The following is a 22,445-nucleotide window of genomic DNA, read 5'->3' on the forward strand; positions in this document are numbered from 1 at the left end:
ATCTGAATAACGATACTGCATCTGAGGTTCATTATGGTTAACGAAACAAAAACGGAAATGCCCTACCGGTCAGATCTTTCAATGTTCTGTGGATCGGGGCATATAGAGGTCCGCCCGTTGGTCTTGCACGCGCACTGTTAAAGATGGAATTTTCATGACCGCACGCACTTGCCTGTCAATTGTACTTGCCGCAGGTCTGGGGACCCGGATGAAGTCGGACATGCCCAAGGTCCTTCACCAGATTGGTGGCCTGCCGATGGTGGGTCATGTTTTGAAAGCGCTCGAGGAAGCCGGGTCGGAACGCGTCTCCGTCATTACCGGTCCCGATATGCCGAATCTCGAATCTTTGGTGCATGAACTGATGCCGACGGCACATTGCCATGTCCAGGCAGAACGTCTTGGAACCGCGCATGCAACGCTTGCCGCCAAATCGGATTTGCAAGACGCGGCAGATGATGTTGTGGTGATTTTCGGCGATACACCGCTCGTCACATCCGGGACCATTTCAAAAGTACGCGGGCAATTGGCGGAAGGAGCAGATCTCGTCGTGCTCGGGTTCGAAACTCCCGAACCACTCGGGTATGGCCGTCTTCTCATCGATGATGGCAGGCTCGTTGCTATCCGCGAGGAAAGGGATGCTTCGGAAGAAGAACGGAAAACAACCTTCTGCAATTCCGGCATCATGGGATTCTCGGGCGCACATGCACTCGCCCTGATGGAAAGTGTCGGCAACAAGAATGCCAAAAACGAATTCTACCTGACCGACGCTGTCGAGATTGCAAATCAGCGAGGGTTGAAGGTTGTTGCCGTTGCCGGCTCCGAAGTGGAAACACAAGGTATCAACACCAGAGCCCAGCTGGCGTCGTGCGAGGAAGATTTCCAGAACCGGATGCGTCTTGCCGCCCTGGAAAACGGGTGCACGCTTCTGGCACCGCATACCGTGTTTTTCTCGCATGACACGATTCTCGAAACGGGTGTGACAGTCGAACAGAACGTCGTGTTCGCTCCCGGCGTGAAAGTTGCTTCGGGTGCCACTATTCGTGCCTTCAGCCATCTTGAAGGGGCAGACGTTGGAAGCGGAAGCGTTGTCGGTCCATATGCGCGTTTGCGTCCCGGAGCCGTCCTTGGTGCAAAGACCAAGGTCGGCAATTTTGTTGAAGTCAAAAACGCAACCTTCGGGGAAGGGGCCAAGGCCAATCACCTCAGCTATATAGGCGATGCCACCATTGGCTCCGGATCCAACATTGGCGCCGGAACGATCACCTGCAACTACGATGGATATCTCAAACACCGAACGGAGATCGGCGAGGGGTGTTTTGTCGGGTCCAACTCCACGCTGGTGGCACCGGTGCAATTGAATGCCGGCGCGTTTGTCTCTGCCGGCAGCGTCATCACGGATGATGTTCCAGGAGATGCGATGGCGTTCGGAAGATCGAGACAGATCGTCAAGGAAGGCAAGGCCGCGCAGCTGCGAAGCAGGTTGCAGAGCGAAAAGGATGCGAAGTCCAGGTAAGGAGTTCGCGACCCGGTTCTGTCATTTTCTGAAACACGTATTTATTTCCATTGGAAGTGTTCCCTCGTCTAAAGGAGGGCAGTTTTCGATGATTTGAGAAGGATTTTTCAATGTGTGGCATTGTTGGTGTTCTGGGAAATATTGAAGCTGCCCCGCGCATTGTCGATTCACTGAAACGCCTGGAATATCGAGGCTATGATTCTGCCGGCGTCGCGACGCTGATCGATGGCGGCCTCGTGCGCCGAAGGGCCGAAGGCAAGTTGCGCAATCTTGAGGCCGCTTTGGAACGGTCACCACTTTCCGGAACGTCCGGCATCGGCCATACCCGTTGGGCGACCCACGGAGCTCCGACCTTGTCCAATGCGCATCCGCATCAGGCAGGATCGGTGGCACTCGTCCACAACGGTATCATTGAAAACTATCTTGAACTGCGTGACGAAGTCGTTGGCGCAGGTGCCGTGCTCAGCACCGATACCGATACGGAAGTAGTTGCACATCTGATCGACCTTGCGCGGACGAGGGGATTGTCTCCCAGGGAGGCGGTCGCGGAGACCCTTCCGCGTCTGAAGGGCGCATTTGCGCTTGCATTGCTCTTTGCAGGTGAGGACGACCTGATGATCGGTGCACGAAAGGGATCACCACTGGCTATCGGTCACGGTGAGGGAGAAATGTTCTTCGGATCGGATGCGATCGCCCTTTCTCCCTTCACCGACCGGATCACCTATCTGGATGAAGGGGACTGGGCAGTCCTGACGCGTGATGGGGTTCAGATTTTCGATCGCGACAACTCACCGGTCGAGCGTCCCGAGGCAAAATCGTCGGTCACCTCCAGCCTTATGGACAAGGGCAACTACAAGCACTTCATGGCCAAGGAAATCCATGAGCAGCCGGAAGTGCTCGGGCACACCTTGTCCCGTTATTTCGACTACACCACCAACACGGCGAACGTCGCCGGTGCAGAGAAGCTCAATTTCAACAAGCTATCCCGTTTGCTTATTTCAGCTTGTGGAACGGCCTACCTTGCCGGTCTTGTCTCCAAGTACTGGTTCGAGAAATACGCCCGCCTGCCTGTCGAAATCGATATTGCCAGCGAGTTTCGCTACCGGGAGACCCCTGTGAGCGGGAATGATGCGGCGCTCTTCATTTCACAATCGGGAGAAACCGCAGATACGCTCGCTTCGTTGCGGTACTGCAAGGAGAACGGTGCAGCGATCGGTGCCGTGGTGAATGTGCCGGAGAGCACGATCGCGCGGGAGGCCGATATGGTCTATCCGACCATTGCAGGACCGGAAATCGGTGTCGCGTCAACCAAGGCCTTCACCTGTCAGCTTGCGGTGCTGGCTGCGCTTGCTCTTCAGGCCGGCAGGGAGCGCGGCGTATTGTCGGCCGAACGCGAGCAGGAACTCGTTTCGGAACTTACCGAAATTCCGAGCCTGGCCTTGAAAGCACTTGCCGCAGAAAGCGAAATCGAGAAACTGTCGCAGCCATTGTCCAAAGCGGACAATGCTCTTTATCTCGGCCGCTCGACAAACTACCCGCTTGCGCTCGAAGGTGCACTCAAGCTGAAGGAGCTCTCTTACATCCACGCGGAAGGTTACGCCGCCGGTGAGCTGAAGCACGGCCCGATTGCTCTGATCGACGAGAATATGCCGGTCTTTGTCATCGCACCGTATGACTCGATCTACGAAAAAACCGTCTCCAACATGCAGGAAGTGGCTGCTCGCGGCGGCAGGATCGTGCTCATCACAGATCGCAAGGGCGCGGAGGAAAGCGGCGGAGCGGCTGAAAACACGGTGATTATGCCGGACATGTCCGACATCGTGGCGCCTATTATCTATGCCTTGCCTGTGCAGCTGATTGCGTATCACACGGCTGTCTTCATGGGAACGGATGTCGACCAACCGCGCAACCTGGCAAAGTCGGTGACGGTGGAATGACAGATGTCTGTTGAAGATGAAACGGCAATCGTGCCCTTCGAAGAACAATTCCGGCAAGACGTATTGGCACTTTGGACCAAGTGCGGGCTTGTGCGCGCCTGGAACGATCCGGGCAAGGATATCGACAGGAAACTTACCGACAGGAACGGCAGGTTTCCTGTTCTTCTTGTCGGAAAGCGTGTCGTGGGATCGGTGATGGTAAGCTATGACGGTCACAGGGGATCTGTCTATTACCTGGCGGTTGATCCCGAGTTTCAGGGGCGGGGATTTGGCAAGCAGCTGATGGAGTATTGCGAAACATTTCTGCTGGAAATCGGTTGCCCCAAAATCAATCTGTTCGTACGAAGCGACAATGAGGCCGTACTGCGTTTTTACGAGGATCTGGGGTTTTCACAGGACGCTGCGATGCCGCTTGGAAAACGCCTTATTCCGGACGATTGATCTTGTCCCTGCTGCGTCTGTTGTTTGTTGGTGTGCCAGCAGCCCGACTTTCAATGCCCCAACATTAACCTGGCGATGCACCCGGGGTCTGTGCCTTGGGTCCGGAGGGGCGGGAAAGCACATAGGCCGCGCTGCCGATCATGAAGAGAGCCACGATCACGGCGAGCCAGAGGGCAGGCGAAGCGGACCAGTAGAACATTGCATATCCGAATATCATGCCCATGATCGCAATCACCTTTGCCTTTGGCTGAATGGCACCATGCTCCCGCCATGCGATCACCGGCGGACCGAATACAGGGTGATCGAGTATCTTCGCTTCAAGGGCAGGAGAGGACTTGGCAAAGCAGGCGGCGGCCATGATGAAAAAGATTGTGCTCGGTAGGAGCGGCAGAAAAGCGCCGGCGATTCCGATGCCTACACATCCGGTTCCCAGAAGTTTGAATGTGATCCGCCGCAATCCTGCCTCCGCAATCGGCATTTTTAGGGTATATCGCTGAAAAATAAGTCAAGCCAAGGATACCGCACCGAGATAAAGATAATTATCTAGTGTGTGTTACACGGTAAGACGAGTACTCAAAAGGACCCTAGTCAGGTTGCATCCATGAGCCGCAATAAACATAAATCAGATGACACGTCGATCATAGGCCATCGGCCGGGTGCGGCAACTCGCCTGCGAAACTATTTTTTGACCGGCCTCGTGATCACCGGCCCGATCGGTATCACACTCTGGTTGACCTGGACCTTTATCAAGTGGGTTGACGGCTGGGTGAAGCCCTTCGTGCCCAAGGTCTACAATCCAGAAACCTACCTGCCGTTTCCTGTACCCGGCTTCGGACTGATCGTTGCGATCTTCGTTCTGACGATCGTCGGATTCCTCGCGGCGAATTTCCTGGGGCGGAGCATGATATCTTTCGGCGAAGGCGTGGTCGGAAGAATGCCGCTTGTTCGCAATATTTACAGTGGCTTAAAGCAAATATTTGAGACAGTGCTTGATGAACGCGGAAACAGCTTCACCAAGGCGGCACTTGTCCAATATCCGCGCAAGGGGCTCTGGGCTATCGTCTTCATTTCGACGGAAACCAAAGGAGAAGTCGCAAAGCGTCTGAAAGACACGGCAAAGACAGTCTCCGTTTTCCTGCCGACGACACCCAACCCGACATCCGGCTTCCTGCTCTTCGTGCCCAAGGAAGACATCATCGAACTCAGCATGGGTGTTGAAGACGCGGCGAAACTGGTCATTTCGGCGGGTCTTGTCAGTCCTGATCTTCCGGATATCCTGGAAGATGTCATTGCCGAACCGGAAAAACTGGAAGAGATCCGGAACAGGGAGAGTGCCTGATCAATCGTGACAATCGGCTTTGAAGGTTTCTTCATCGGGTAACTGTTTTGCGAGGATATTCATTCCGTTGAGCTCAGATGCGAGATCAATCGCGTGCGCGCGGGTTCGGCAATCGATTGTCGGTCTTGCGCCCAGAAAGCATAGCTCAACCTTCTGTGCGGCGTCGGCCAGACCGCAGCCGATGGAGTTTCGGATCGCCTTGATTGCCGACAGCCTGTCAGCGCCTTCTGCCAAAGGCGCTTCGAACAAAACACATACAGGTAAATCTACATCAAGCCGTGCTACGAAATCTGCGTTGCTAGCATTCCAGGTATCAATGCGTTTTTGCGCGATTGCCCGCGCTTCATCTCTGGAAATCAATACCGGCTCCTGAAATACGATCTCAGACCAGTGTTTCACAAAAAATTCCCGACGATCAACCCGCTCTCAACAACCTGATCGCGGCATCCCTGCCGAACAGGTATAGCAGGCATCGAAGCGCCACGCCGCGCTCGGACTTCAACTCCGGATCCATTTCCAGGATGAGCCTCGAGTCGTCGCGGGCGACTTCCATAAGATCGGCGTGCTCGTCCGCCCGCGCGATGCGGAAACCAGGTGTGCCTGACTGGCGGGTACCAAGGATTTCACCTCCTCCTCGCAGCTTGAGATCCTCTTCGGCAATCAGGAAGCCGTCATTGGTTTCGCGCATGATGTTGAGGCGTGCGCCAGCAGTTTCGCCCAATGGGCCCTTGTAGAGCAGGACACAGGATGATGGCTTGTCACCGCGCCCGACCCGTCCGCGGAGCTGGTGAAGCTGGGCAAGGCCGAAACGCTCGGCATGCTCGATGACAATGATGGTCGCGTCTGGAACGTCGACCCCGACCTCGATCACCGTTGTGGCAACAAGTACCTTTGTTTCTCCGTTTTTGAAGGCGGACATTGCACTGTCCTTTTCGTCCGCGCCCATGCGGCCATGCACCAAAGAAATGCGTTGTCTTAGCGCGTGCTCCAGAACGCGGTGTCGGTCTTCAACGGCTGCGAGGTCGATCTTTTCCGATTCCTCGACAAGCGGGCACACCCAGTAGACTTTTTGACCCTCGGATATAGCCGCGCCCACGCGCGAGATGATTTCGTCCAGACGGTCGAGCGACACGGAGACGGTCCTGATCGGTTTGCGTCCGGCAGGCTTTTCGGTGAGGCGGGAAACATCCATGTCGCCGAAACAGGTCAGGACGAGCGTGCGCGGAATGGGAGTTGCGGTCATCACCAGGACATCGACCCCCTGGCCCTTGCCCGAGAGGGCCAGCCGCTGGTGGACGCCAAAACGGTGCTGTTCGTCAACAACGACCATGCCAAGGTTCTTGAACGATACGGAGCCCTGAAAAAGCGCATGGGTTCCGACCACGAGATCGACTTCCCCTGCATCCAGTCTTTCCTGGAGCAGGCGTCGTTGCTTCTGGCTGTCCTTGCCCGTCATCAGCGCGAGACGGATGCCGGCCTTCTCGCACAGCGGCGTCATCGAGGCGTAGTGTTGGCGCGCAAGGATTTCTGTCGGTGCCATCAGGCCGCCCTGAGCACCTGTTTCGATCACCTGGGCCAACGCTGCAAGGGCGACAACAGTCTTTCCGGAACCGACATCGCCCTGGAGGAGCCTTAGCATCCGGGTAGGTTCTGCGAGGTCCTCGTTGATTTCCCTGATGGCATTTGACTGGCTGTCCGTCAGATGAAAGGGAAGGGCATCGATGACGCTCTGCTGCAAGGCGCCGTCCGGTTTTCGGGCGGTACCGCCGAGCAGGCGCATATTGGCCCTGACCATCGCTAGCGCGAGCTGACTGGCGAGCAGCTCGTCATAGGCCAGCCGTTGCATGTAGATTGATTGCGGTTCCATGTCCTGGCGCTCTTTCGGCATGTGCAGCGTCTGCAAGGCATCGCGAAAGTCCGGCCAACCAGTCTGACGCAGATGCGCATCGTTGAGCCATTCAGGAAGATTCGGAACACGTTCCAGAGCGGCGCGCATGGCTTTCTGAAGCGTTTTGGATGCAAGGCCGGCCGTCAAGGGATAGACGGGCTCGATCGAGGGCATTTCGGCGGCCTCTTCCGGCTTGAGCGAATAATCCGGGTGTACCATTTGCGGGCGGTCGTTGAACCATTCGACCTTGCCCGACACTATACGCCGCTCACCTTCGGGGAATGTCTTTTCCAGCCAGTCCCTGCGTGGATGAAAGAATACGAAACTGATCTCGCCGGTCTCGTCATGGGCCGGGATCTTGTAGGGCGCCTTGGAGTTTCTGGGTGGTGCCTGATGCCGGCCGATCGTGACATCAAGGGTGACGATGTCACCGCTTTCTGAGTAGGCAATTCCCGGCTGGTGCCGCCGGTCAATAAGATTGTGCGGTATGTGGAACAGAAGATCCGAAACCGTCGCGTCCCTGTCCGGCTGGCCACCAACCAGGCCCGAGACCAGCTTGGCGATCTTGGGTCCGATCCCGGGCAGTGTTGAGACGGGGGCAAACAGCGGGTCGAGGATCGGCGGGCGCATCTTTTCCTAAAGGACCTATCCTTTTGCAGTGCTCACTTGTTGGAACACAGTGTCTGTTTTGCCATGAAGCGAACGATCGGTGCAACAGGTAGAACAATATGTGAACAAATAACTGCATTCAAAGTCGAGAAAGCGCTGACAATCTTCTTTTGCAGCGTTATATAACCGTCACGATTTCACACCGGGTCGGCAATCTGTAGAGACACCCCGTCTCCAGTCCCTGCCGGCTCATTTTCAGATAGGCCACTCATGTCCAATCCGACAGGCAGCACAGAAGAGCCCATACAGCAAGACCGCGATCCCCGGTGCAAGCGGATACTGTTCCGCTGCTGGCACAGGGGCATGAAGGAAATGGACTTGCTTCTGGGGGGCTTCGCCAATGCTGAAATCGACCATCTTTCGGAAGATGAGCTCCTGGAACTGGAACATCTTCTGACCGCGCCCGATCAGGACCTTTATGCCTGGATGACCGGGCGCAAGCCTTTGCCGGCGGAATGGGACGGTCCGCTTTACCGACGTATAATTGCCTATCACGATGTGGCCGGCCCGGCCGGTTTCGCCAAATAACAACAGGACGTTTTGCTGTGTTTGACAGCCTGCTCAAAGACCAGACCAACGTCACGTTGGCCGGTGTTCCCGATGGTGCTGAAAGCTATGCGCTCGCCAGACTGCTTGCGGAAAGCAAGAATGACGGTCTTGCACTGGTGTTCGCGGCACGCGACGCGACCCGCATGGCCATGGTCAGCGAGGCGCTGGCGTTTTTCGAGCCCGACGTCGAGATCCTGCAATTGCCCGCCTGGGACTGTCTGCCATATGACCGGGTCTCGCCAAACCCGTCGATCAGCGCCAGGCGATTGCTGGCGCTCGGTATGCTGGCGCGTGGAATACAGGGCGGCCGAAAGACGGTCCTGATGACAACGCTGAATGCTGCGGTTCAGCGGATGCCGGAACGCGGGTTCATGGCCGAACAGACATTTTCGATGGCGCCCGGCAACCAGGTCGACATGACAGCTGTTTCCGGCTGGATGGAAATGAACGGGTTCTCCCGTACGCCGACGGTCCGGGAAACGGGTGAATATGCGGTTCGCGGCGGCATCATCGACCTGTATGCGCCGGGATCCGAAGAACCGGTCCGGCTCGATTTCTTTGGCGATACGCTGGAATCAATTCGCTCTTTCAATGCCGAAACACAACGTACGTCGAAGCAGCTCAAGCGGCTTGATCTTGTTCCGATGAGTGAAGTTGTACTTTCAGACGAGGCAATCTCAAGATACCGCCGGTCATATCTTGCAAGCTTTGGCGCGACCAGCCGTGATGATGTGCTCTATCAGTCGATCAGTGACGGTCGGCGATACGCGGGCATGGAACACTGGTTGCCGTTGTTCCACGAACGACTTGAAACGCTTTTCGACTATATCGGCGATACGCCCATCGTTCTCGACACAAACGCAGCGGACGCTGTTCGCGAGCGTACAGAGCAGATTGCGGAGCACTACAAGGCGCGTCAGGACGCACGGGAATTGGGGACCAGTTCCGGCACTGTGCCCTACATGCCGATCGAGCCCGAGAGACTTTACCTTTCAGAAGGCGAATGGGTGTCCGCGATTGCGGATCGGGCCAGCGCGGCGCTCGATCCATTCACGCCACCGCCGGGAACCGGCAAAATCGTTATTGAGCTGGCAGGCAGGCAGGGCCGCAGTTTCGCCGCGGAACGTGCTGCAGGAGACGTCAATATTTTCGACGCCCTGACAACGCATGTGCGAGATCTTCAGTCTGAAGGCAAACGAACGGTGATCGCCTGCTGGTCAGACGGGTCTCGCGACCGTCTGGGACAGATCCTGAGCGATCACGGCCTCGGTTCCGTGCAGGAGGTCGACACGCTGAGGGAAGCGGAACAGCTTCCAGACAAAACCTCCGCATTGTGTGTGCTGGGCATCGAACACGGTTTCGAGCTGAAGGAGGTTGCCTTTGTCGGCGAACAGGACATTCTCGGCGACCGATTGGTGCGCAAGTCCCGCCGTAAGTCCAAGGGTGCAAATATCATCACGGAGGCCACAGGCCTCTCCGAAGGGGACCTTGTTGTCCATGTCGAACACGGCATAGGCAGGTTCGTCGGGCTGAAGACCATCGAGGCCGTGGGGGCGCCGCACGATTGCCTGGAACTGCAATATGCGGGTGGTGACAAGCTCTACCTTCCGGTGGAAAACATCGAACTTCTGTCGCGCTACGGCTCGGAAGATCAGGAAGCCCAGCTGGACAAGCTCGGTGGTGGCGCCTGGCAGGCGCGGAAGGCGAAGCTCAAGAAACGTATTCTCGAAATCGCCGACGGCCTCATCAAGACGGCCGCCGCGCGCGCCTTGAAGACCGCGCCCGTGGTCGAAACGCCGGACGGGGTTTATGACGAATTCGCGACGCGATTTCCCTACGAGGAAACCGACGATCAGCTTACCGCCATCGATTCGGTCTTTGACGACCTGGCCTCCGGCCGGCCGATGGACCGGCTGATCTGCGGCGACGTCGGTTTCGGCAAGACGGAGGTGGCACTGCGTGCGGCGTTCCTCGCCGCAATGTCGGGACGCCAGGTCGCTGTTGTTGTTCCAACGACGTTGCTTGCGCGTCAGCATTACAAGACCTTCTGTGAACGTTTTCACGGCCTTCCGATCAATATCGGTCACGCGTCAAGACTTGTGCCGACGAGGCAGCTGACCCAGACCAAGAAGGGTATCGCCGACGGGTCAATCGATATCGTGGTCGGAACGCACGCGCTTTTGGGGAAATCGATCCAGTTCCGCGATCTCGGGCTCCTGATTATCGACGAAGAGCAGCATTTCGGGGTCAAGCACAAGGAACGGCTGAAGGAACTGAAGTCCGACGTCCATGTGATGACGCTTTCAGCCACACCGATCCCGCGTACGCTGCAGCTGGCGCTGACCGGTGTCCGTGAGCTGTCGCTTATCGCAACACCGCCGGTCGACAGACTTGCGGTACGGACCTTCGTGTCGCCCTTCGATCCGCTGGTAGTGCGCGAAGCTCTGCTTCGGGAGCACTATCGCGGTGGGCAGAGCTTTTACGTTTGTCCGAGGCTCTCGGATATTGCCGACCGGCTTGCATTCCTGGAAGAGCAGGTACCGGAGCTGAAGGTTGCTGTAGCTCATGGCCAGATGCCACCGGGTGAGCTTGAAGACGTTATGAACGCCTTTTACGAGGGCAAATACAACGTTCTCCTGTCCACCACGATTGTCGAATCGGGACTGGACATTCCGACCGCGAACACGCTGATCGTTCACCGCGCGGACATGTTCGGTCTGGCACAGCTCTACCAGTTGCGCGGCCGTGTCGGCCGGTCAAAGACCAGGGCCTATGCGCTCTTTACGGTCCCGGCCAACAAGACGCTGACGGCAACAGCGGAACGGCGCCTGAAAGTCCTGCAGTCGCTCGAAACGCTTGGCGCCGGTTTTCAGCTTGCCAGCCACGATCTGGATATTCGCGGGGCAGGGAACCTGCTCGGTGAAGAGCAGTCAGGGCATATCAAGGAAGTCGGATTCGAACTTTATCAGCAGATGCTGGAAGAGGCGGTGGCTCAGCTCAAGGATGGCGGTGCCGATTTCGGCGAGGAGCAATGGTCGCCGCAGATCAACATCGGTACGCCTGTGCTCATACCGGACGACTACGTCGCCGACCTGCAATTGCGCCTGCAACTCTACCGACGGCTGGGCGATGTCACGGAGGCCGAGGAGATCGATGCTTTCGGTGCGGAACTGATCGACCGGTTCGGCCCGTTGCCCGAAGAGGTCCAGCACCTGTTGAAGATCGTCTATATCAAGGGGCTGTGCCGCAAGGCGAATGTGGAGAAGGTGGATGCGGGGCCGAAAGGCATCGTCGTTGCTTTCCGTAACAGCGAGTTTGCCAATCCGGCCGGTCTCGTCTCCTATATCGCCGAGCAGGGGGTTCTTGCCAAGATCCGTCCGGATCAGCGTGTTGTGCTGACCCGGGACTGGGAAAAGACAGATTCGCGGCTTAAGGGCACGGCCACAATCTTGACGAAGCTGTCGAAACTGGCAGCTGCGTAGGGGAAGAATTGACCACCTAGAAGCGAGATGCGAGAGGTTTGCTTTGATAAAGAACCCAAATTTGACAACATTTTGGTTTGAATTTGCGGATTCCGATCAAAATGCAATCCCAGCGACCTGCCGATATGGTGTTGGAATAACTGCGGAAAGCGATAAAGACGCATTTTTCTTGTTGCAGCATGGTCCGTTCAAAGGCAACAAGCCACCAACTCCTTCAGTATTCAAAAGAGCTGTGAAGATTGACGATCTGGACCAAAATCATGTTGTTCCGAATATGAAACCGATGGTGTTTCGTGGCGTGTGGTTTCCAATCGGATACTTTGAAGACATCGCTCCATGAAAATCGAGCTGGTTTGAGCGAATGTTCCTAGTTTGCCCAACCCATCTCACCAATCAGCGGCACAAAAGCGACACCGCCAAGGTTTTCCGTTTCGAACGAGGTTTCCGAAGTTCTCCTGATCCGGAGAAGGTCCTGACGGGATTGTGTGGTGCCGACTGGAATAACCAGGCGGCCGCCTGGTTTGAGTTGCTGCATTAGCGAATCCGGTGTCGTTGGGGCGCCAGCCGAGACAAGGATCGCATCATAAGGTGCTTGATCAGGAAAACCCAGGCTGCCATCGCAGCAATGGACTTCTACGTTCGGAACTTCGGCCTCGACAAGTGTAGACCTTGCCTTGTTCGTGAGTTCCGGAATGCGCTCGATGGTGATTACCTTCTCGCACAATTGGGAAAGAACAGCGGCTGCATAGCCGGACCCGGTCCCGATCTCCAACGCTGTGTCGGTTTCAGAGAGCTGTAACAGTTCGCACATCAGGGCAACGACGTACGGCTGGGAGATTGTCTGGTAATGGCCGATGGCCAGCGGCATGTCACGGTAGGCATGATCCTGCAGCCGTTGAGAAACAAACCGGTGCCGGGGAACCTTGCGCATTGCAGCCAGAATTCTCCCATCTCGAATACCACGACCTTCAAGCTGACGCAGAACCATGTTTTCCCTGTTTTCTGCAAATCGGTCCATGCCCGTGCCTCAAGCCATCGTGGATATTGCGTGCAATTGAAGGGCTGCTTCAAGACTCTATTAAGCCTAACTCCGCATAGTGGTGAAACGAAGAGGCCATGAGTTCAGCGTTAAGGTCCCATAGAGTGCCCAGAGCAGCTACCCGTCAGCGAAAACAATCCTTCATTCGCCGCCTTGTCACGCCTGCAATCGCGATTGCCGCGTTGGGGTATTTCGGCTTCCATGCCATGAGCGGTGAACTCGGTATGGTCGGGCGAGCTATGATCGAGCGTCAGGTGTCCGAACTGGAATCAGAGCTTGAGCTTCTGACGGCTGAGCGACAGGAGCTCGTCGCTCGTGTTGGACTGCTGCGGCCCGAAAGCCTCGATCCGGATATGCTTGATGAACGTGCCCGGCTCAATCTCAACCTCGTGCATACCAACGAACTCGTCGTGCTTCGTCCCGGGCATCGCTACAATGTAAACTGAAAAACAGTTTATTTCTTGAGATTAACAATAATATAGTTAAACACTATTTTTGTTATTTTTTACAGTTATTTAAATCGCTTCAACTCCCCATATTGAATAGATTGGATTGACAGGCGCAACAGGATAAGTTGCAGCTACCTGTCTTAGGGGAAACGTCACGCCGAGAAGAGGGTTATGGCCACAGCATCAAAGACCACTCCCGCTCGCTCCAAGAGCGCCAGCCGGACCCGCAGCTCCGCCAAGAAAGCGAAGCCTGCAATCGCCGAGTTCGACAAGGACGAAGAACTCCACGCTTACCGCGAAATGCTTCTGATCCGCAGATTTGAGGAAAAAGCCGGCCAATTGTACGGCATGGGCCTCATCGGCGGGTTCTGTCACCTTTATATCGGGCAGGAAGCTGTCGTCGTCGGTATGCAGATGGCAAAGAAAGACGGGGATCAGATGATCACCGGCTACCGTGACCATGGCCACATGCTGGCGATGGATCTGGAACCGAGTGCCGTCATGGCGGAACTCACCGGACGGCGAGGCGGCCTTTCCAAAGGCAAGGGCGGCTCGATGCACATGTTCTCCAAGGAGAAGCATTTCTACGGTGGTCACGGTATCGTCGGTGCGCAGGTTTCGCTTGGAACCGGACTCGGTTTTGCCAACAAGTATCGTGAAAACGGTAATGTCTCGATGGCTTTCTTCGGCGATGGTGCTTCCAACCAGGGGCAGGTCTATGAGAGCTTCAACATGGCTGAACTGTGGAAGCTGCCGGTTGTCTACGTGATCGAGAACAACAAATACGGCATGGGCACAAGCATCAGCCGTGCTTCTGCAACAACCGATCTCTCCCAACGCGGCGCGTCCTTCGGTATTCCGGGCGAGCAGGTTGACGGCATGGATGTGCGCGCCGTCAAGGCGGCCTCCGAAAAGGCGCTGGCCTGGTGCCGGAACGGCAAGGGTCCCTACATCCTGGAGATGATCACCTACCGCTACCGGGGCCACTCCATGTCCGACCCGGCGAAGTACCGCTCCAAGGACGAGGTCCAGAAGATGCGAACCGAGCACGACCCGATCGAGCAGGTCCGCAGCCGTCTGATTGAAAAAGGCTGGGCAAGCGAGGACGACCTGAAGGCCATCGACAAGGATGTGCGTGCCCGGGTCGCCGAAGCAGCGGAATTTGCTCAGAACGATCCGGAACCGGATGCGTCTGAACTCTACACCGATATCTTGCTGTAACGCCGGGGGACAATATGCCGATTGATATTTTGATGCCGGCGCTCTCGCCGACAATGGAAGAGGGCAAGCTTGCCAAATGGCTCAAGGCCGAGGGCGATGCTGTTACTGCTGGCGATGTGATTGCCGAAATCGAAACCGACAAGGCGACGATGGAAGTCGAAGCGGTTGACGAGGGAACTCTTGGAAAGATCCTGGTTCCGGAAGGAACGGACAACGTCAAGGTAAATGAGAAGATTGCCGTTCTCATCGGTGAAGACGAAGACGCGAGCGCAATCGATGCGTCAGCCTCTGCACCGGTCGCGGCTCCAGCCCCGGCGGCAGAGCCGAGTGCGCCGGCGGCGTCTGCTGTTCCAGCCGCGCCTGTCGTCTCCGAACCTGCGGAAGATCCGGAAATCCCGGCCGGAACACAGATGAAAAGCTCTACCGTGCGTGAAGCATTGCGTGATGCGATGGCTGAAGAAATGCGCCGCGATCCGGACGTTTTCGTCATGGGTGAGGAAGTCGCCGAATACCAGGGTGCCTACAAGATCACCCAGGGCCTGCTCGACGAGTTCAGCGCCAAGCGAGTGATTGACACGCCCATCACCGAGCATGGATTTACCGGCCTCGGTGTCGGGGCCGCTATGGCGGGACTGAAACCGATCGTCGAGTTCATGACGTTCAACTTCGCCATGCAGGCAATCGACCAGATCATCAATTCGGCCGCCAAGACGCTTTACATGTCCGGTGGCCAGATGGGTGCTCCGATCGTATTCCGGGGAGCCAATGGCGCGGCCGCCCGCGTGGGTGCGCAGCATTCGCAGGACTATGCGTCCTGGTATGCAAACGTGCCCGGACTGAAGGTGATACAGCCCTATTCCGCAGCCGACGCCAAGGGTTTGCTCAAGGCAGCCATCCGTGACCCGAACCCGGTCATCTTCCTGGAAAACGAGATTCTTTACGGACACTCGTTCGAAATTCCGGATGTGGACGACTTCGTCCTGCCGATCGGCAAGGCGAAGATCGAGCGCGGTGGCACCGATGTCACACTGGTGTCCTGGGGTATCGGCATGACCTACACGTTGCAGGCCGCGGACGAACTGGCCGGCATGGGGATCTCTGCCGAGGTCATCAACCTGCGCACTATTCGTCCGCTCGACATCGAAACGGTTCTCGCCTCTGTTCGCAAGACGGGCCGGGTCGTGACGATCGAGGAAGCCTTCCCGATGTGCTCTGTTTCTTCGGAAATCGCCTATCAGGTCCAGGAACAGGCATTCGACTATCTCGATGCGCCCATCATGCGCGTCACAGGCAAGGACGTTCCGATGCCCTATGCGGCCAATCTCGAGAAGCTCGCGTTGCCGAGCGTTTCGCAAGTCATCGAAACGGTCAAGGCCGTGACCTACACAGCCTGAGGCGAGGGAGACGGATATGCCAATTAATATCACCATGCCGGCCCTTTCTCCGACCATGGAAGAGGGCAACCTGGCCAAATGGCTGGTCAAGGAAGGCGATCAGGTTTCGTCCGGCGATGTCATCGCCGAAATCGAAACCGACAAGGCAACGATGGAAGTCGAAGCGGTTGACGAAGGCACGGTCGGAAAGATCGTCGTGCCGGAGGGCACCGAAGGCGTCAAGGTCAATGAGCTGATTGCCGTGCTTCTTGAAGACGGCGAGGATGCCGGTTCCATTGATACGTCCGCTGGTAGTGCGGCTCAAGCACCAGCGGCCGCCGAGGTGCCGGCAGCAGCGGCATCTACTGCTGCACCGGCAACACCGGCGCCGGCAGGCCCAGCGCCCGTCGCCGCCGATGGTGCCCGTATCTTTGCATCGCCCCTTGCACGGCGTCTGGCGAAGTTGAACAGTCTTGATCTCAAGGCACTGTCAGGCACCGGTCCACATGGCCGGATCGTCAAACGGGACATTGAAACCGCCATTGCCGCAGGCACCGGGAAAGCTGCCCCTGCAGCCGAAGCTCCGAAGGCTGCCTTTGCGCCTGCACCGGCAACCGGGCCGTCCGCAGATCAGGTTCTCAAGCTCTTCGACGAGGATTCGTACGAGCTCGTGCCGCATGACGGTATGCGCAAGACGATCGCCAAACGCCTGACGGAGTCCAAGCAGACAATTCCGCATTTCTATGTTTCCGTGGATGTGGAACTGGATGCGCTCCTGTCATTGCGCGCTCAGCTCAATGGTGCCGCGGCAACGGACAAGGAAGGCAAGCCCGCCTACAAGCTTTCGGTCAACGACATGACCATCAAGGCCCTTGCCCTGGCGTTGCGTGATGTTCCCAATGCAAATGTCTCCTGGACCGACGAAAACATGGTCATGCACAAGCATGCCGATGTCGGTGTCGCAGTCTCGATCCCGGGTGGCTTGATCACTCCGATCATTCGCGCGGCGGAAGAAAAACCTTTGTCCGTCATTTCCAACCAGATGAAAGATCTCGGCAAACGGGCAAAGGAACGCAAGCTGAAGCCGGAAGAGTACCAGGGCGGTACGACTGCGGTTTCAAACATGGGCATGATGGGCGTGAAAGACTTCTCGGCCGTCGTCAACCCGCCGCATGCGACGATCCTGGCGGTCGGCGCGGGTGAGAAACGACCCGTTGTCAAGAACGACGCCCTGGCGGTTGCGACCGTCATGACGGTGACGCTGTCAACCGATCATCGCTGTGTTGACGGTGCCCTGGGGGCGGAATTGCTCGCAGCGTTCAAGGGCTACATTGAAAACCCGATGAGCATGCTGGTTTGATCCATGCTCTCCGGCGCGGCGGCAACGCCGCGCCGTTTTTGAGTGATGACTTCTTCTTTCGCCGGGGAAAACACCATGGCTGATACAAACTACGATGTGATCATCATCGGCTCCGGGCCGGGTGGTTACGTGACTGCAATCCGGGCCGCACAACTCGGTCTCAAGACAGCGATCGTCGAACGCGAGCATATGGGGGGCATCTGCCTCAATTGGGGCTGTATTCCAACCAAGGCTCTGCTGCGGTCCGCTGAAATCTACCACTACATGCAGCACGCCAAGGACTATGGCCTGTCTGCCGAAAAGATCTCCTTTGATCCCGCCGCAGTCGTCAAGCGCTCACGCGGCGTCTCCGGCCAGCTGAATGCCGGTATCGGCTTCCTGATGAAGAAGAACAAGGTCGACGTCATCTGGGGCGAAGGCAAGGTGTCGAAAGCCGGTGAGGTCACCGTTTCCAAAACGTCCAAGAAGGCAATGGAACCTCAACATCCTGTGCCGAAAGGCACGAAGGGTGAGGGTGTTTACAAAGCGAAGCACATCATTGTGGCGACCGGCGCCCGCCCGAGGGTCATTCCGGGTATCGAACCCGATGGCAAGGACATCTGGACGTATTTTGAGGCAATGGTGCCACCAGCAATGCCTAAGTCCCTGATTGTCATGGGGTCGGGTGCCATCGGTATCGAATTTGCGTCTTTCTACAAGACCATGGGCGCCGATGTGACGGTCATCGAGATGATGCCGACGATCATGCCGGTTGAAGACCCGGAAATCTCTGCTCTTGCCAAGAAGCAGATGGAAAAACAGGGCCTCAAGTTCCTGCTCGAGGCCAAGGTGTCTCAAGTCAAGAAGGTCGCGAATGGCGTAACTGCGACCGTGGAGACCAAGGACGGCAAGAAACAGGACCTGACGGCCGACAAACTGATTTCAGCTGTCGGTGTGGTCGGCAATATCGAAAACCTCGGGCTCGAGGAACTCGGCGTGAAAACCGACCGGGGCTGCGTTGTGATCGATGGATATGGACGCACCAGCGTTCCAGGAATTTACGCCATAGGTGATGTCGCCGGACCGCCGATGCTTGCGCACAAGGCTGAGCACGAAGGTGTCATCTGCGTCGAAAAGATCGCCGGCAAGGACGTTCATGCCATGGACAAGTCCATGATCCCGGGATGCACCTACTGCCATCCGCAGGTGGCTTCTGTCGGTTTGACGGAGCCAAAGGCGAAAGAAGCCGGATACGACATCAAGGTGGGCCGTTTCCCGTTCATCGGCAATGGCAAGGCGATTGCGCTTGGTGAACCGGAAGGGCTCGTGAAAACGATTTTTGACGCCAAGACAGGACAACTGCTTGGCGCACACATGGTCGGCACCGAAGTCACCGAACTCATCCAGGGTTATGTCGTTGCAATGAACCTTGAAACCACGGAAGAAGACCTGATGCACACGGTCTTCCCGCATCCGACACTGTCAGAGATGATGAAGGAGTCCGTGCTGGACGCCTATGGCCGTGCACTGAACATGTGACAAGGATGTGCGGGTTGTCCCGACTTGGCAAGTCGGGGCAACCTTGCTCTTTCACGGAGGCGTTCACGTGTTTACCTATCTCCTCGATGGACTCAAGTTCGTAACTTTTGAGGGGAGCTGGTCGCTCAAACCGCACGAAGCGATGACGCTTGAGGCGGCATTGAACTGGATGCCGGCCGATATGGCTGATCTCGCACGCAAACAACTTTCCCAACGCTATTTCGTCGAACGTCAATCGCATGGCCGCATACCTTGCTTTCGATATTATCGGATGGAACCCGGTCTGCGATTCAACGGGCGCTTCAGGGATGGTGACCACTTCATCGATGTGAAGCTGAGGACAGGCAAACGCAAGGTGACGGCCAAATGCGTCTTGCATGAAGGCACCGTTTTTGGGCTCGAATTTCCAAAGCCGAGCAGTTTTTTCAAGAATATGACGGTCGAAGTAGCCTCCGTGAGTTGTGAAGAGTCTTCCTTTAGCTACACTGATGTTCTCAATAGGGCCGAGCACGGTCCTGATTAGGAAGACGGAACGAGAGGGGGAAATGTCATGGATGCAAAGGCAATTCTGATCTGGGTCGCTATCGGAGTAATCGCCGGGTGGCTGGCGAGTTTCCTCGTTGGCGGTGGTGGCATTATTCGCTACCTGCTCACAGGCGTTATCGGTGCATTTGTTGGCGGGTTCATTTTCAAGTTCGCCGGCATCAACATCAACCTCGGCAATGCCTATGTGAATGAAATCGTGGTTGCCGCGATCGGAGCGGTTGTCGTTGTACTGATCGCCAGGTTTCTGGGTTAAGTTGCGCACTTGCGTTTCTTTCCCGTTTGAATCAAAAATCTGGCAACGCGTTCGCGCAAAACGCGGAACGCCTTGCCGAATTGATTGCGGATAAACCTGCCTTCATCGAGGAGACTTTGATTTGGCAGTCTTTGTTGTTGGGTCAAACAGGGCCGGGCGGCACGGAAAGGGCGCCGCACTCTACGCAAAAAAGCACTTCGGTGCGCAACAAGGAATTGGCGAGGGGCGGACGGGAGACGCATACGCGATCCCGACTAAGGGGGAACGCCTTGAACTTCTGGAATGGCATCAGATAGAGCCTTCAATCGAGCGCTTCGTTGAATATGCGCGCACGCATCCCCATGTCACGTTTCACCTGACGCCAGTCGGAACTGGGTTGGCAGGGCACTCGACCGAAAAACTCCGGGTGACGTTGAAGCGCTTGGGGATACCGAACAACATTCTTCTGACTGCGTCCTGGGTCAATGATTCCTGAGAGGAAATAGGTATGGGGCTGATAATTTCAGCAATAATAGGCCTGATCGCCGGAGCGGTTGCGCATCGTGTCCTGAACAGCCGCGGCGGTTTTCTGGGGAGCCTCGTGGTCGGATTGATCGGCGCCCTCATTGGTGGTGAGCTGGCTTCAATCCTCAACCTCAATCTGGCCGGAGGCATGATTGACAGGTTGATCGTCGCTATCGTCGGTTCAGTCTTGTTTCTGTTTGTCTGGAAAAAGGTATTCAAGTGACAATATCGACGAAACAAACAAAAAGGTATCGGGGGCAAGACGATTGAGTTGTCCCCCTATTGTCGGAAACTGCCCGTCGACTGTTGGCGGACCTCCTCAGACCTTCGCAGATCTGCACTCAGCACATAGCAGTCTCAACGCCTTTATGGCTTGACCTTTCAACGGAATAACGACACTTAAGGCGCATGGTTACGATCGTCGACACGCTCAATCGCCCGCAGCAGGAAACGGCTGCCCGTCCGCGCCATCCGGAAAAGGCTCATCGGCCTGACAATCCAATCCAGCGCAAGCCAAAATGGATCCGCGTCAAGGCGCCGACGTCACAGGTTTATCGCGAAACGAAAGACGTTGTGCGCGACAACAACCTCGTGACTGTTTGTGAAGAAGCCGGTTGCCCCAATATCGGCGAGTGCTGGTCAAAGAAGCATGCGAGCTTCATGATCCTTGGGGATACCTGCACGCGGGCCTGCGCCTTCTGCAATGTTAAGACAGGGATGCCCGGACCGGTTGATCACAACGAGGCGCAAGGTGTTGCTGATGCCGTGGCGACCATGGGTCTGGAACATGTCGTTATCACCTCCGTCGATCGTGACGATCTGGAAGACGGCGGCGCCCGACACTTCGCCAATGTGATCGCCGCGATCCGTAAAACCGCGCCGCAGACGACAGTCGAAGTTCTGACACCGGATTTCCTGCGCAAGGAAGGTGCCCTGGAAATTGTGGCGGCCGCGAAACCGGATGTCTTCAACCACAATCTCGAGACAGTCCCTTCGAAATATCTGACCGTCCGGCCAGGCGCACGGTATTTTCATTCCATTCGTCTTCTCCAGAAGGTGAAGGAGCTTGATCCGGAGATGTTTACAAAGTCCGGTATCATGGTCGGGCTTGGCGAGGTTCGAAACGAGGTTCTGCAATTGATGGATGACTTGCGTGCTGCAGACGTGGACTTTCTTACGATTGGTCAATACCTGCAACCTTCAAGGAAACATCATCCGGTCTTGTCGTTCGTAACGCCGGACGAGTTCAAGGCTTATGAGCGGATTGCGTACGCAAAGGGTTTTCTGAAAGTGTCGGCCAGCCCGTTGACGCGGTCCTCACATCATGCGGGTGAGGATTTTGCGGACCTGCGGGCTGCCCGGAAAGCCAAACTCGGTCATTGAAGACACTTACTGTACGGAACCGGTTAAAACTGCATGCCGAGTTTTTCTTCCACTCACAGGGTCAATCACAACGCCGAGGACATGTTCCGTCTTGTCGCGGATGTCGAGCAATACCCCCAGTTCGTGCCGCTCTGCCAGGGGCTGCATGTGCGGGGCCGTAAAGAGATGGAAGATGGCCGCACGGTGCTTGTCGCCGACATGACGGTTGCTTACAAGCTGTTCAAGGAAACCTTCACGAGCCGCGTAGAACTGCGTCCCGAGGACCGTTCGATTCTCGTTGAGTACCTGGATGGCCCCTTCAAGCACCTGGAAAACAAATGGACTTTTGAAGACCAGGGTGAAGGGAGCTGCGATGTCGGCTTTTTCATTACCTACGAATTCAAAAGCAGAACGCTCGGATCCCTGATGGGTGTCATGTTCGACAAGGCGTTCCGGAAATTTTCCAGTGCGTTCGAGGCGCGTGCCGACGATGTTTATGGCACCTGACGCGAACTCCTGACAAATGCTTACTTGAACTGCTTGAATGCGTCGCGGATCGTACGCAGCCGACTGGATTTCATATCGAGCGGCTCATTTGCACGCCGAATTTTCGCGACTTCCCGCCTGGAAAGGCCTAGGTCGTCAAGCGTCGCAAAGGCTGCGTTGTCCGAGCAGACGATGGTTCTGCTGGAGCCGTCGTTTTCTTCCAGAACGAGGGTTTGGCCCGCAGCGTTCTGCTCTTCGGTCCAGATCACCGTGGTGGAGGATACCCAGAAAACCCGGTCGCAGTAGCTTACCTGGTGGTAACCGGGTTCCGGCTCGGTCAGAATTTCATGAAACCCGGTGAATTTCCCATTGGAAAACTGGGAACGGATGTAAAAATCACTTTGACCGAATGCAGTGCTCGTAAAAGCGGAGCCGGTTACCAACGCAACTATCAGACATGCCACAGAGTGTTTCATGCTCGAATTCCCTCTACGAGCCCGGTTTCACCCCCAACAA

Annotated in this window: 23 protein-coding genes; 18 read left to right on the top strand and 5 right to left on the bottom strand. The window is 56.4% G+C overall.

The genetic code is table 11. The annotated features are described in order from the left end of the window. Positions 1-154 precede the first annotated feature (154 nt). The 3 genes from glmU to LA5095_RS26215 all read left to right on the top strand — a co-directional run bounded on the left by glmU (position 155) and on the right by LA5095_RS26215 (position 3,891). Complete coding sequence (glmU, locus tag LA5095_RS26205; RefSeq protein WP_055120506.1) at positions 155-1,513, top strand: bifunctional UDP-N-acetylglucosamine diphosphorylase/glucosamine-1-phosphate N-acetyltransferase GlmU; 1,359 nt, start codon at positions 155-157, stop codon at positions 1,511-1,513. A gap of 110 nt (positions 1,514-1,623) precedes the next feature. Continuing rightward, positions 1,624-3,450, top strand: a complete 1,827-nt coding sequence (glmS, locus tag LA5095_RS26210) for a glutamine--fructose-6-phosphate transaminase (isomerizing) (RefSeq protein ID WP_055120508.1) — start codon at positions 1,624-1,626, stop codon at positions 3,448-3,450. A gap of 3 nt (positions 3,451-3,453) precedes the next feature. Continuing rightward, entirely contained in the window at positions 3,454-3,891 is a 438-nt protein-coding gene (locus LA5095_RS26215) for a GNAT family acetyltransferase (protein ID WP_055120510.1), read from the top strand. Between the two features lie 64 nt (positions 3,892-3,955). Here the strand turns inward: LA5095_RS26215 and LA5095_RS26220 are convergent, their stop codons facing one another. Continuing rightward, positions 3,956-4,348 carry a YbaN family protein gene (locus LA5095_RS26220; protein ID WP_408010250.1) on the bottom strand — a complete coding sequence of 131 codons (393 nt, stop codon included), beginning with the start codon at positions 4,346-4,348 and terminating at the stop codon, positions 3,956-3,958. Positions 4,349-4,492: 144 nt separating this feature from the next. Here LA5095_RS26220 and LA5095_RS26225 point away from each other — a divergent pair, with 144 nt between their 5' ends. Then, positions 4,493-5,230 carry a DUF502 domain-containing protein gene (locus LA5095_RS26225; RefSeq protein ID WP_055120514.1) on the top strand — a complete coding sequence of 246 codons (738 nt, stop codon included), beginning with the start codon at positions 4,493-4,495 and terminating at the stop codon, positions 5,228-5,230. Here LA5095_RS26225 and LA5095_RS26230 read toward each other — a convergent pair whose 3' ends face one another. Beyond that, positions 5,231-5,629: a hypothetical protein gene (locus tag LA5095_RS26230; RefSeq protein WP_055404450.1), complete on the bottom strand. Its 399-nt coding sequence runs from the start codon at positions 5,627-5,629 to the stop codon at positions 5,231-5,233. It lies immediately after the preceding gene. A gap of 16 nt (positions 5,630-5,645) precedes the next feature. After that, complete coding sequence (gene recG / locus LA5095_RS26235) at positions 5,646-7,748, bottom strand: ATP-dependent DNA helicase RecG (protein WP_055120518.1); 2,103 nt, start codon at positions 7,746-7,748, stop codon at positions 5,646-5,648. 249 nt (positions 7,749-7,997) lie between these two features. Between recG and LA5095_RS26240 the strand changes: the two genes are divergently transcribed. The 3 genes from LA5095_RS26240 to LA5095_RS26250 are packed head-to-tail and all read left to right on the top strand — an operon-like array spanning position 7,998 to position 12,158. Further along, complete coding sequence (locus LA5095_RS26240) at positions 7,998-8,315, top strand: succinate dehydrogenase assembly factor 2 (RefSeq protein WP_055120520.1); 318 nt, start codon at positions 7,998-8,000, stop codon at positions 8,313-8,315. A 17-nt stretch (positions 8,316-8,332) separates the two neighbouring features. Beyond that, complete coding sequence (mfd, locus tag LA5095_RS26245; RefSeq protein WP_055120522.1) at positions 8,333-11,818, top strand: transcription-repair coupling factor; 3,486 nt, start codon at positions 8,333-8,335, stop codon at positions 11,816-11,818. A gap of 43 nt (positions 11,819-11,861) precedes the next feature. Beyond that, entirely contained in the window at positions 11,862-12,158 is a 297-nt protein-coding gene (locus LA5095_RS26250) for a hypothetical protein (RefSeq protein ID WP_055120524.1), read from the top strand. Between the two features lie 27 nt (positions 12,159-12,185). Here the strand turns inward: LA5095_RS26250 and LA5095_RS26255 are convergent, their stop codons facing one another. Next, positions 12,186-12,836 carry a protein-L-isoaspartate(D-aspartate) O-methyltransferase gene (locus LA5095_RS26255; protein ID WP_055120526.1) on the bottom strand — a complete coding sequence of 217 codons (651 nt, stop codon included), beginning with the start codon at positions 12,834-12,836 and terminating at the stop codon, positions 12,186-12,188. A 98-nt stretch (positions 12,837-12,934) separates the two neighbouring features. On the opposite strand from LA5095_RS26255, the gene LA5095_RS26260 reads away from it, so the two are divergent. From LA5095_RS26260 to LA5095_RS26310, 11 genes are all read left to right on the top strand, one after another. After that, positions 12,935-13,303 (top strand): FtsB family cell division protein, encoded by a 369-nt coding sequence (locus tag LA5095_RS26260; RefSeq protein ID WP_082442915.1) that lies wholly within the window; start codon positions 12,935-12,937, stop codon positions 13,301-13,303. Between the two features lie 174 nt (positions 13,304-13,477). Next, the gene (gene pdhA / locus LA5095_RS26265; RefSeq protein WP_055120528.1) at positions 13,478-14,527 is read left to right on the top strand and encodes a pyruvate dehydrogenase (acetyl-transferring) E1 component subunit alpha; all 1,050 of its coding nucleotides are present in this window, start codon (positions 13,478-13,480) and stop codon (positions 14,525-14,527) included. A gap of 14 nt (positions 14,528-14,541) precedes the next feature. Beyond that, positions 14,542-15,921, top strand: a complete 1,380-nt coding sequence (locus LA5095_RS26270) for a pyruvate dehydrogenase complex E1 component subunit beta (protein ID WP_055120530.1) — start codon at positions 14,542-14,544, stop codon at positions 15,919-15,921. A 16-nt stretch (positions 15,922-15,937) separates the two neighbouring features. Continuing rightward, positions 15,938-17,260 carry a pyruvate dehydrogenase complex dihydrolipoamide acetyltransferase gene (locus tag LA5095_RS26275; RefSeq protein ID WP_055120532.1) on the top strand — a complete coding sequence of 441 codons (1,323 nt, stop codon included), beginning with the start codon at positions 15,938-15,940 and terminating at the stop codon, positions 17,258-17,260. 75 nt (positions 17,261-17,335) lie between these two features. After that, positions 17,336-18,778, top strand: coding sequence for a dihydrolipoyl dehydrogenase (gene lpdA / locus LA5095_RS26280; RefSeq protein WP_055120799.1), 1,443 nt, complete (start codon positions 17,336-17,338; stop codon positions 18,776-18,778). Positions 18,779-18,845: 67 nt separating this feature from the next. Beyond that, complete coding sequence (locus LA5095_RS26285; protein ID WP_055120534.1) at positions 18,846-19,301, top strand: hypothetical protein; 456 nt, start codon at positions 18,846-18,848, stop codon at positions 19,299-19,301. A 27-nt stretch (positions 19,302-19,328) separates the two neighbouring features. Then, positions 19,329-19,577, top strand: coding sequence for a GlsB/YeaQ/YmgE family stress response membrane protein (locus LA5095_RS26290; RefSeq protein WP_055120536.1), 249 nt, complete (start codon positions 19,329-19,331; stop codon positions 19,575-19,577). 121 nt (positions 19,578-19,698) lie between these two features. Then, a complete protein-coding gene (locus LA5095_RS26295; protein ID WP_055120538.1) occupies positions 19,699-20,052 on the top strand; it encodes an A1S_2505 family phage non-structural protein in 354 nt (117 codons plus the stop codon). Positions 20,053-20,064: 12 nt separating this feature from the next. Next, positions 20,065-20,304 carry a GlsB/YeaQ/YmgE family stress response membrane protein gene (locus tag LA5095_RS26300; protein ID WP_082442916.1) on the top strand — a complete coding sequence of 80 codons (240 nt, stop codon included), beginning with the start codon at positions 20,065-20,067 and terminating at the stop codon, positions 20,302-20,304. A gap of 185 nt (positions 20,305-20,489) precedes the next feature. After that, a complete protein-coding gene (lipA, locus tag LA5095_RS26305; RefSeq protein ID WP_055120542.1) occupies positions 20,490-21,464 on the top strand; it encodes a lipoyl synthase in 975 nt (324 codons plus the stop codon). Between the two features lie 33 nt (positions 21,465-21,497). Then, a complete protein-coding gene (locus LA5095_RS26310) occupies positions 21,498-21,950 on the top strand; it encodes a type II toxin-antitoxin system RatA family toxin (protein ID WP_055120544.1) in 453 nt (150 codons plus the stop codon). 20 nt (positions 21,951-21,970) lie between these two features. Here the strand turns inward: LA5095_RS26310 and LA5095_RS26315 are convergent, their stop codons facing one another. Beyond that, the gene (locus LA5095_RS26315; protein ID WP_055120546.1) at positions 21,971-22,405 is read right to left on the bottom strand and encodes a hypothetical protein; all 435 of its coding nucleotides are present in this window, start codon (positions 22,403-22,405) and stop codon (positions 21,971-21,973) included. Positions 22,406-22,445 lie beyond the last annotated feature (40 nt).

Source organism: Roseibium album, from assembly GCF_001404515.1.
GTDB lineage: Bacteria > Pseudomonadota > Alphaproteobacteria > Rhizobiales > Stappiaceae > Roseibium > Roseibium album.

What these genes read in the sequence shown, in the direction of transcription:
- glmU (WP_055120506.1), top strand. Translation starts at nt 155, where the DNA reads ATGACCGCACGCACTTGCCTGTCAATTGTACTTGCCGCAGGTCTGGGG.
- glmS (WP_055120508.1), top strand. Translation starts at nt 1,624, where the DNA reads ATGTGTGGCATTGTTGGTGTTCTGGGAAATATTGAAGCTGCCCCGCGC.
- LA5095_RS26215 (WP_055120510.1), top strand. Translation starts at nt 3,454, where the DNA reads ATGTCTGTTGAAGATGAAACGGCAATCGTGCCCTTCGAAGAACAATTC.
- LA5095_RS26225 (WP_055120514.1), top strand. Translation starts at nt 4,493, where the DNA reads ATGAGCCGCAATAAACATAAATCAGATGACACGTCGATCATAGGCCAT.
- recG (WP_055120518.1), bottom strand. Translation starts at nt 7,748, where the DNA reads ATGCGCCCGCCGATCCTCGACCCGCTGTTTGCCCCCGTCTCAACACTG.
- LA5095_RS26240 (WP_055120520.1), top strand. Translation starts at nt 7,998, where the DNA reads ATGTCCAATCCGACAGGCAGCACAGAAGAGCCCATACAGCAAGACCGC.
- LA5095_RS26255 (WP_055120526.1), bottom strand. Translation starts at nt 12,836, where the DNA reads ATGGACCGATTTGCAGAAAACAGGGAAAACATGGTTCTGCGTCAGCTT.
- LA5095_RS26260 (WP_082442915.1), top strand. Translation starts at nt 12,935, where the DNA reads ATGAGTTCAGCGTTAAGGTCCCATAGAGTGCCCAGAGCAGCTACCCGT.
- pdhA (WP_055120528.1), top strand. Translation starts at nt 13,478, where the DNA reads ATGGCCACAGCATCAAAGACCACTCCCGCTCGCTCCAAGAGCGCCAGC.
- LA5095_RS26270 (WP_055120530.1), top strand. Translation starts at nt 14,542, where the DNA reads ATGCCGATTGATATTTTGATGCCGGCGCTCTCGCCGACAATGGAAGAG.
- LA5095_RS26275 (WP_055120532.1), top strand. Translation starts at nt 15,938, where the DNA reads ATGCCAATTAATATCACCATGCCGGCCCTTTCTCCGACCATGGAAGAG.
- lpdA (WP_055120799.1), top strand. Translation starts at nt 17,336, where the DNA reads ATGGCTGATACAAACTACGATGTGATCATCATCGGCTCCGGGCCGGGT.
- LA5095_RS26290 (WP_055120536.1), top strand. Translation starts at nt 19,329, where the DNA reads ATGGATGCAAAGGCAATTCTGATCTGGGTCGCTATCGGAGTAATCGCC.
- LA5095_RS26300 (WP_082442916.1), top strand. Translation starts at nt 20,065, where the DNA reads ATGGGGCTGATAATTTCAGCAATAATAGGCCTGATCGCCGGAGCGGTT.
- lipA (WP_055120542.1), top strand. Translation starts at nt 20,490, where the DNA reads ATGGTTACGATCGTCGACACGCTCAATCGCCCGCAGCAGGAAACGGCT.
- LA5095_RS26310 (WP_055120544.1), top strand. Translation starts at nt 21,498, where the DNA reads ATGCCGAGTTTTTCTTCCACTCACAGGGTCAATCACAACGCCGAGGAC.
- LA5095_RS26315 (WP_055120546.1), bottom strand. Translation starts at nt 22,405, where the DNA reads ATGAAACACTCTGTGGCATGTCTGATAGTTGCGTTGGTAACCGGCTCC.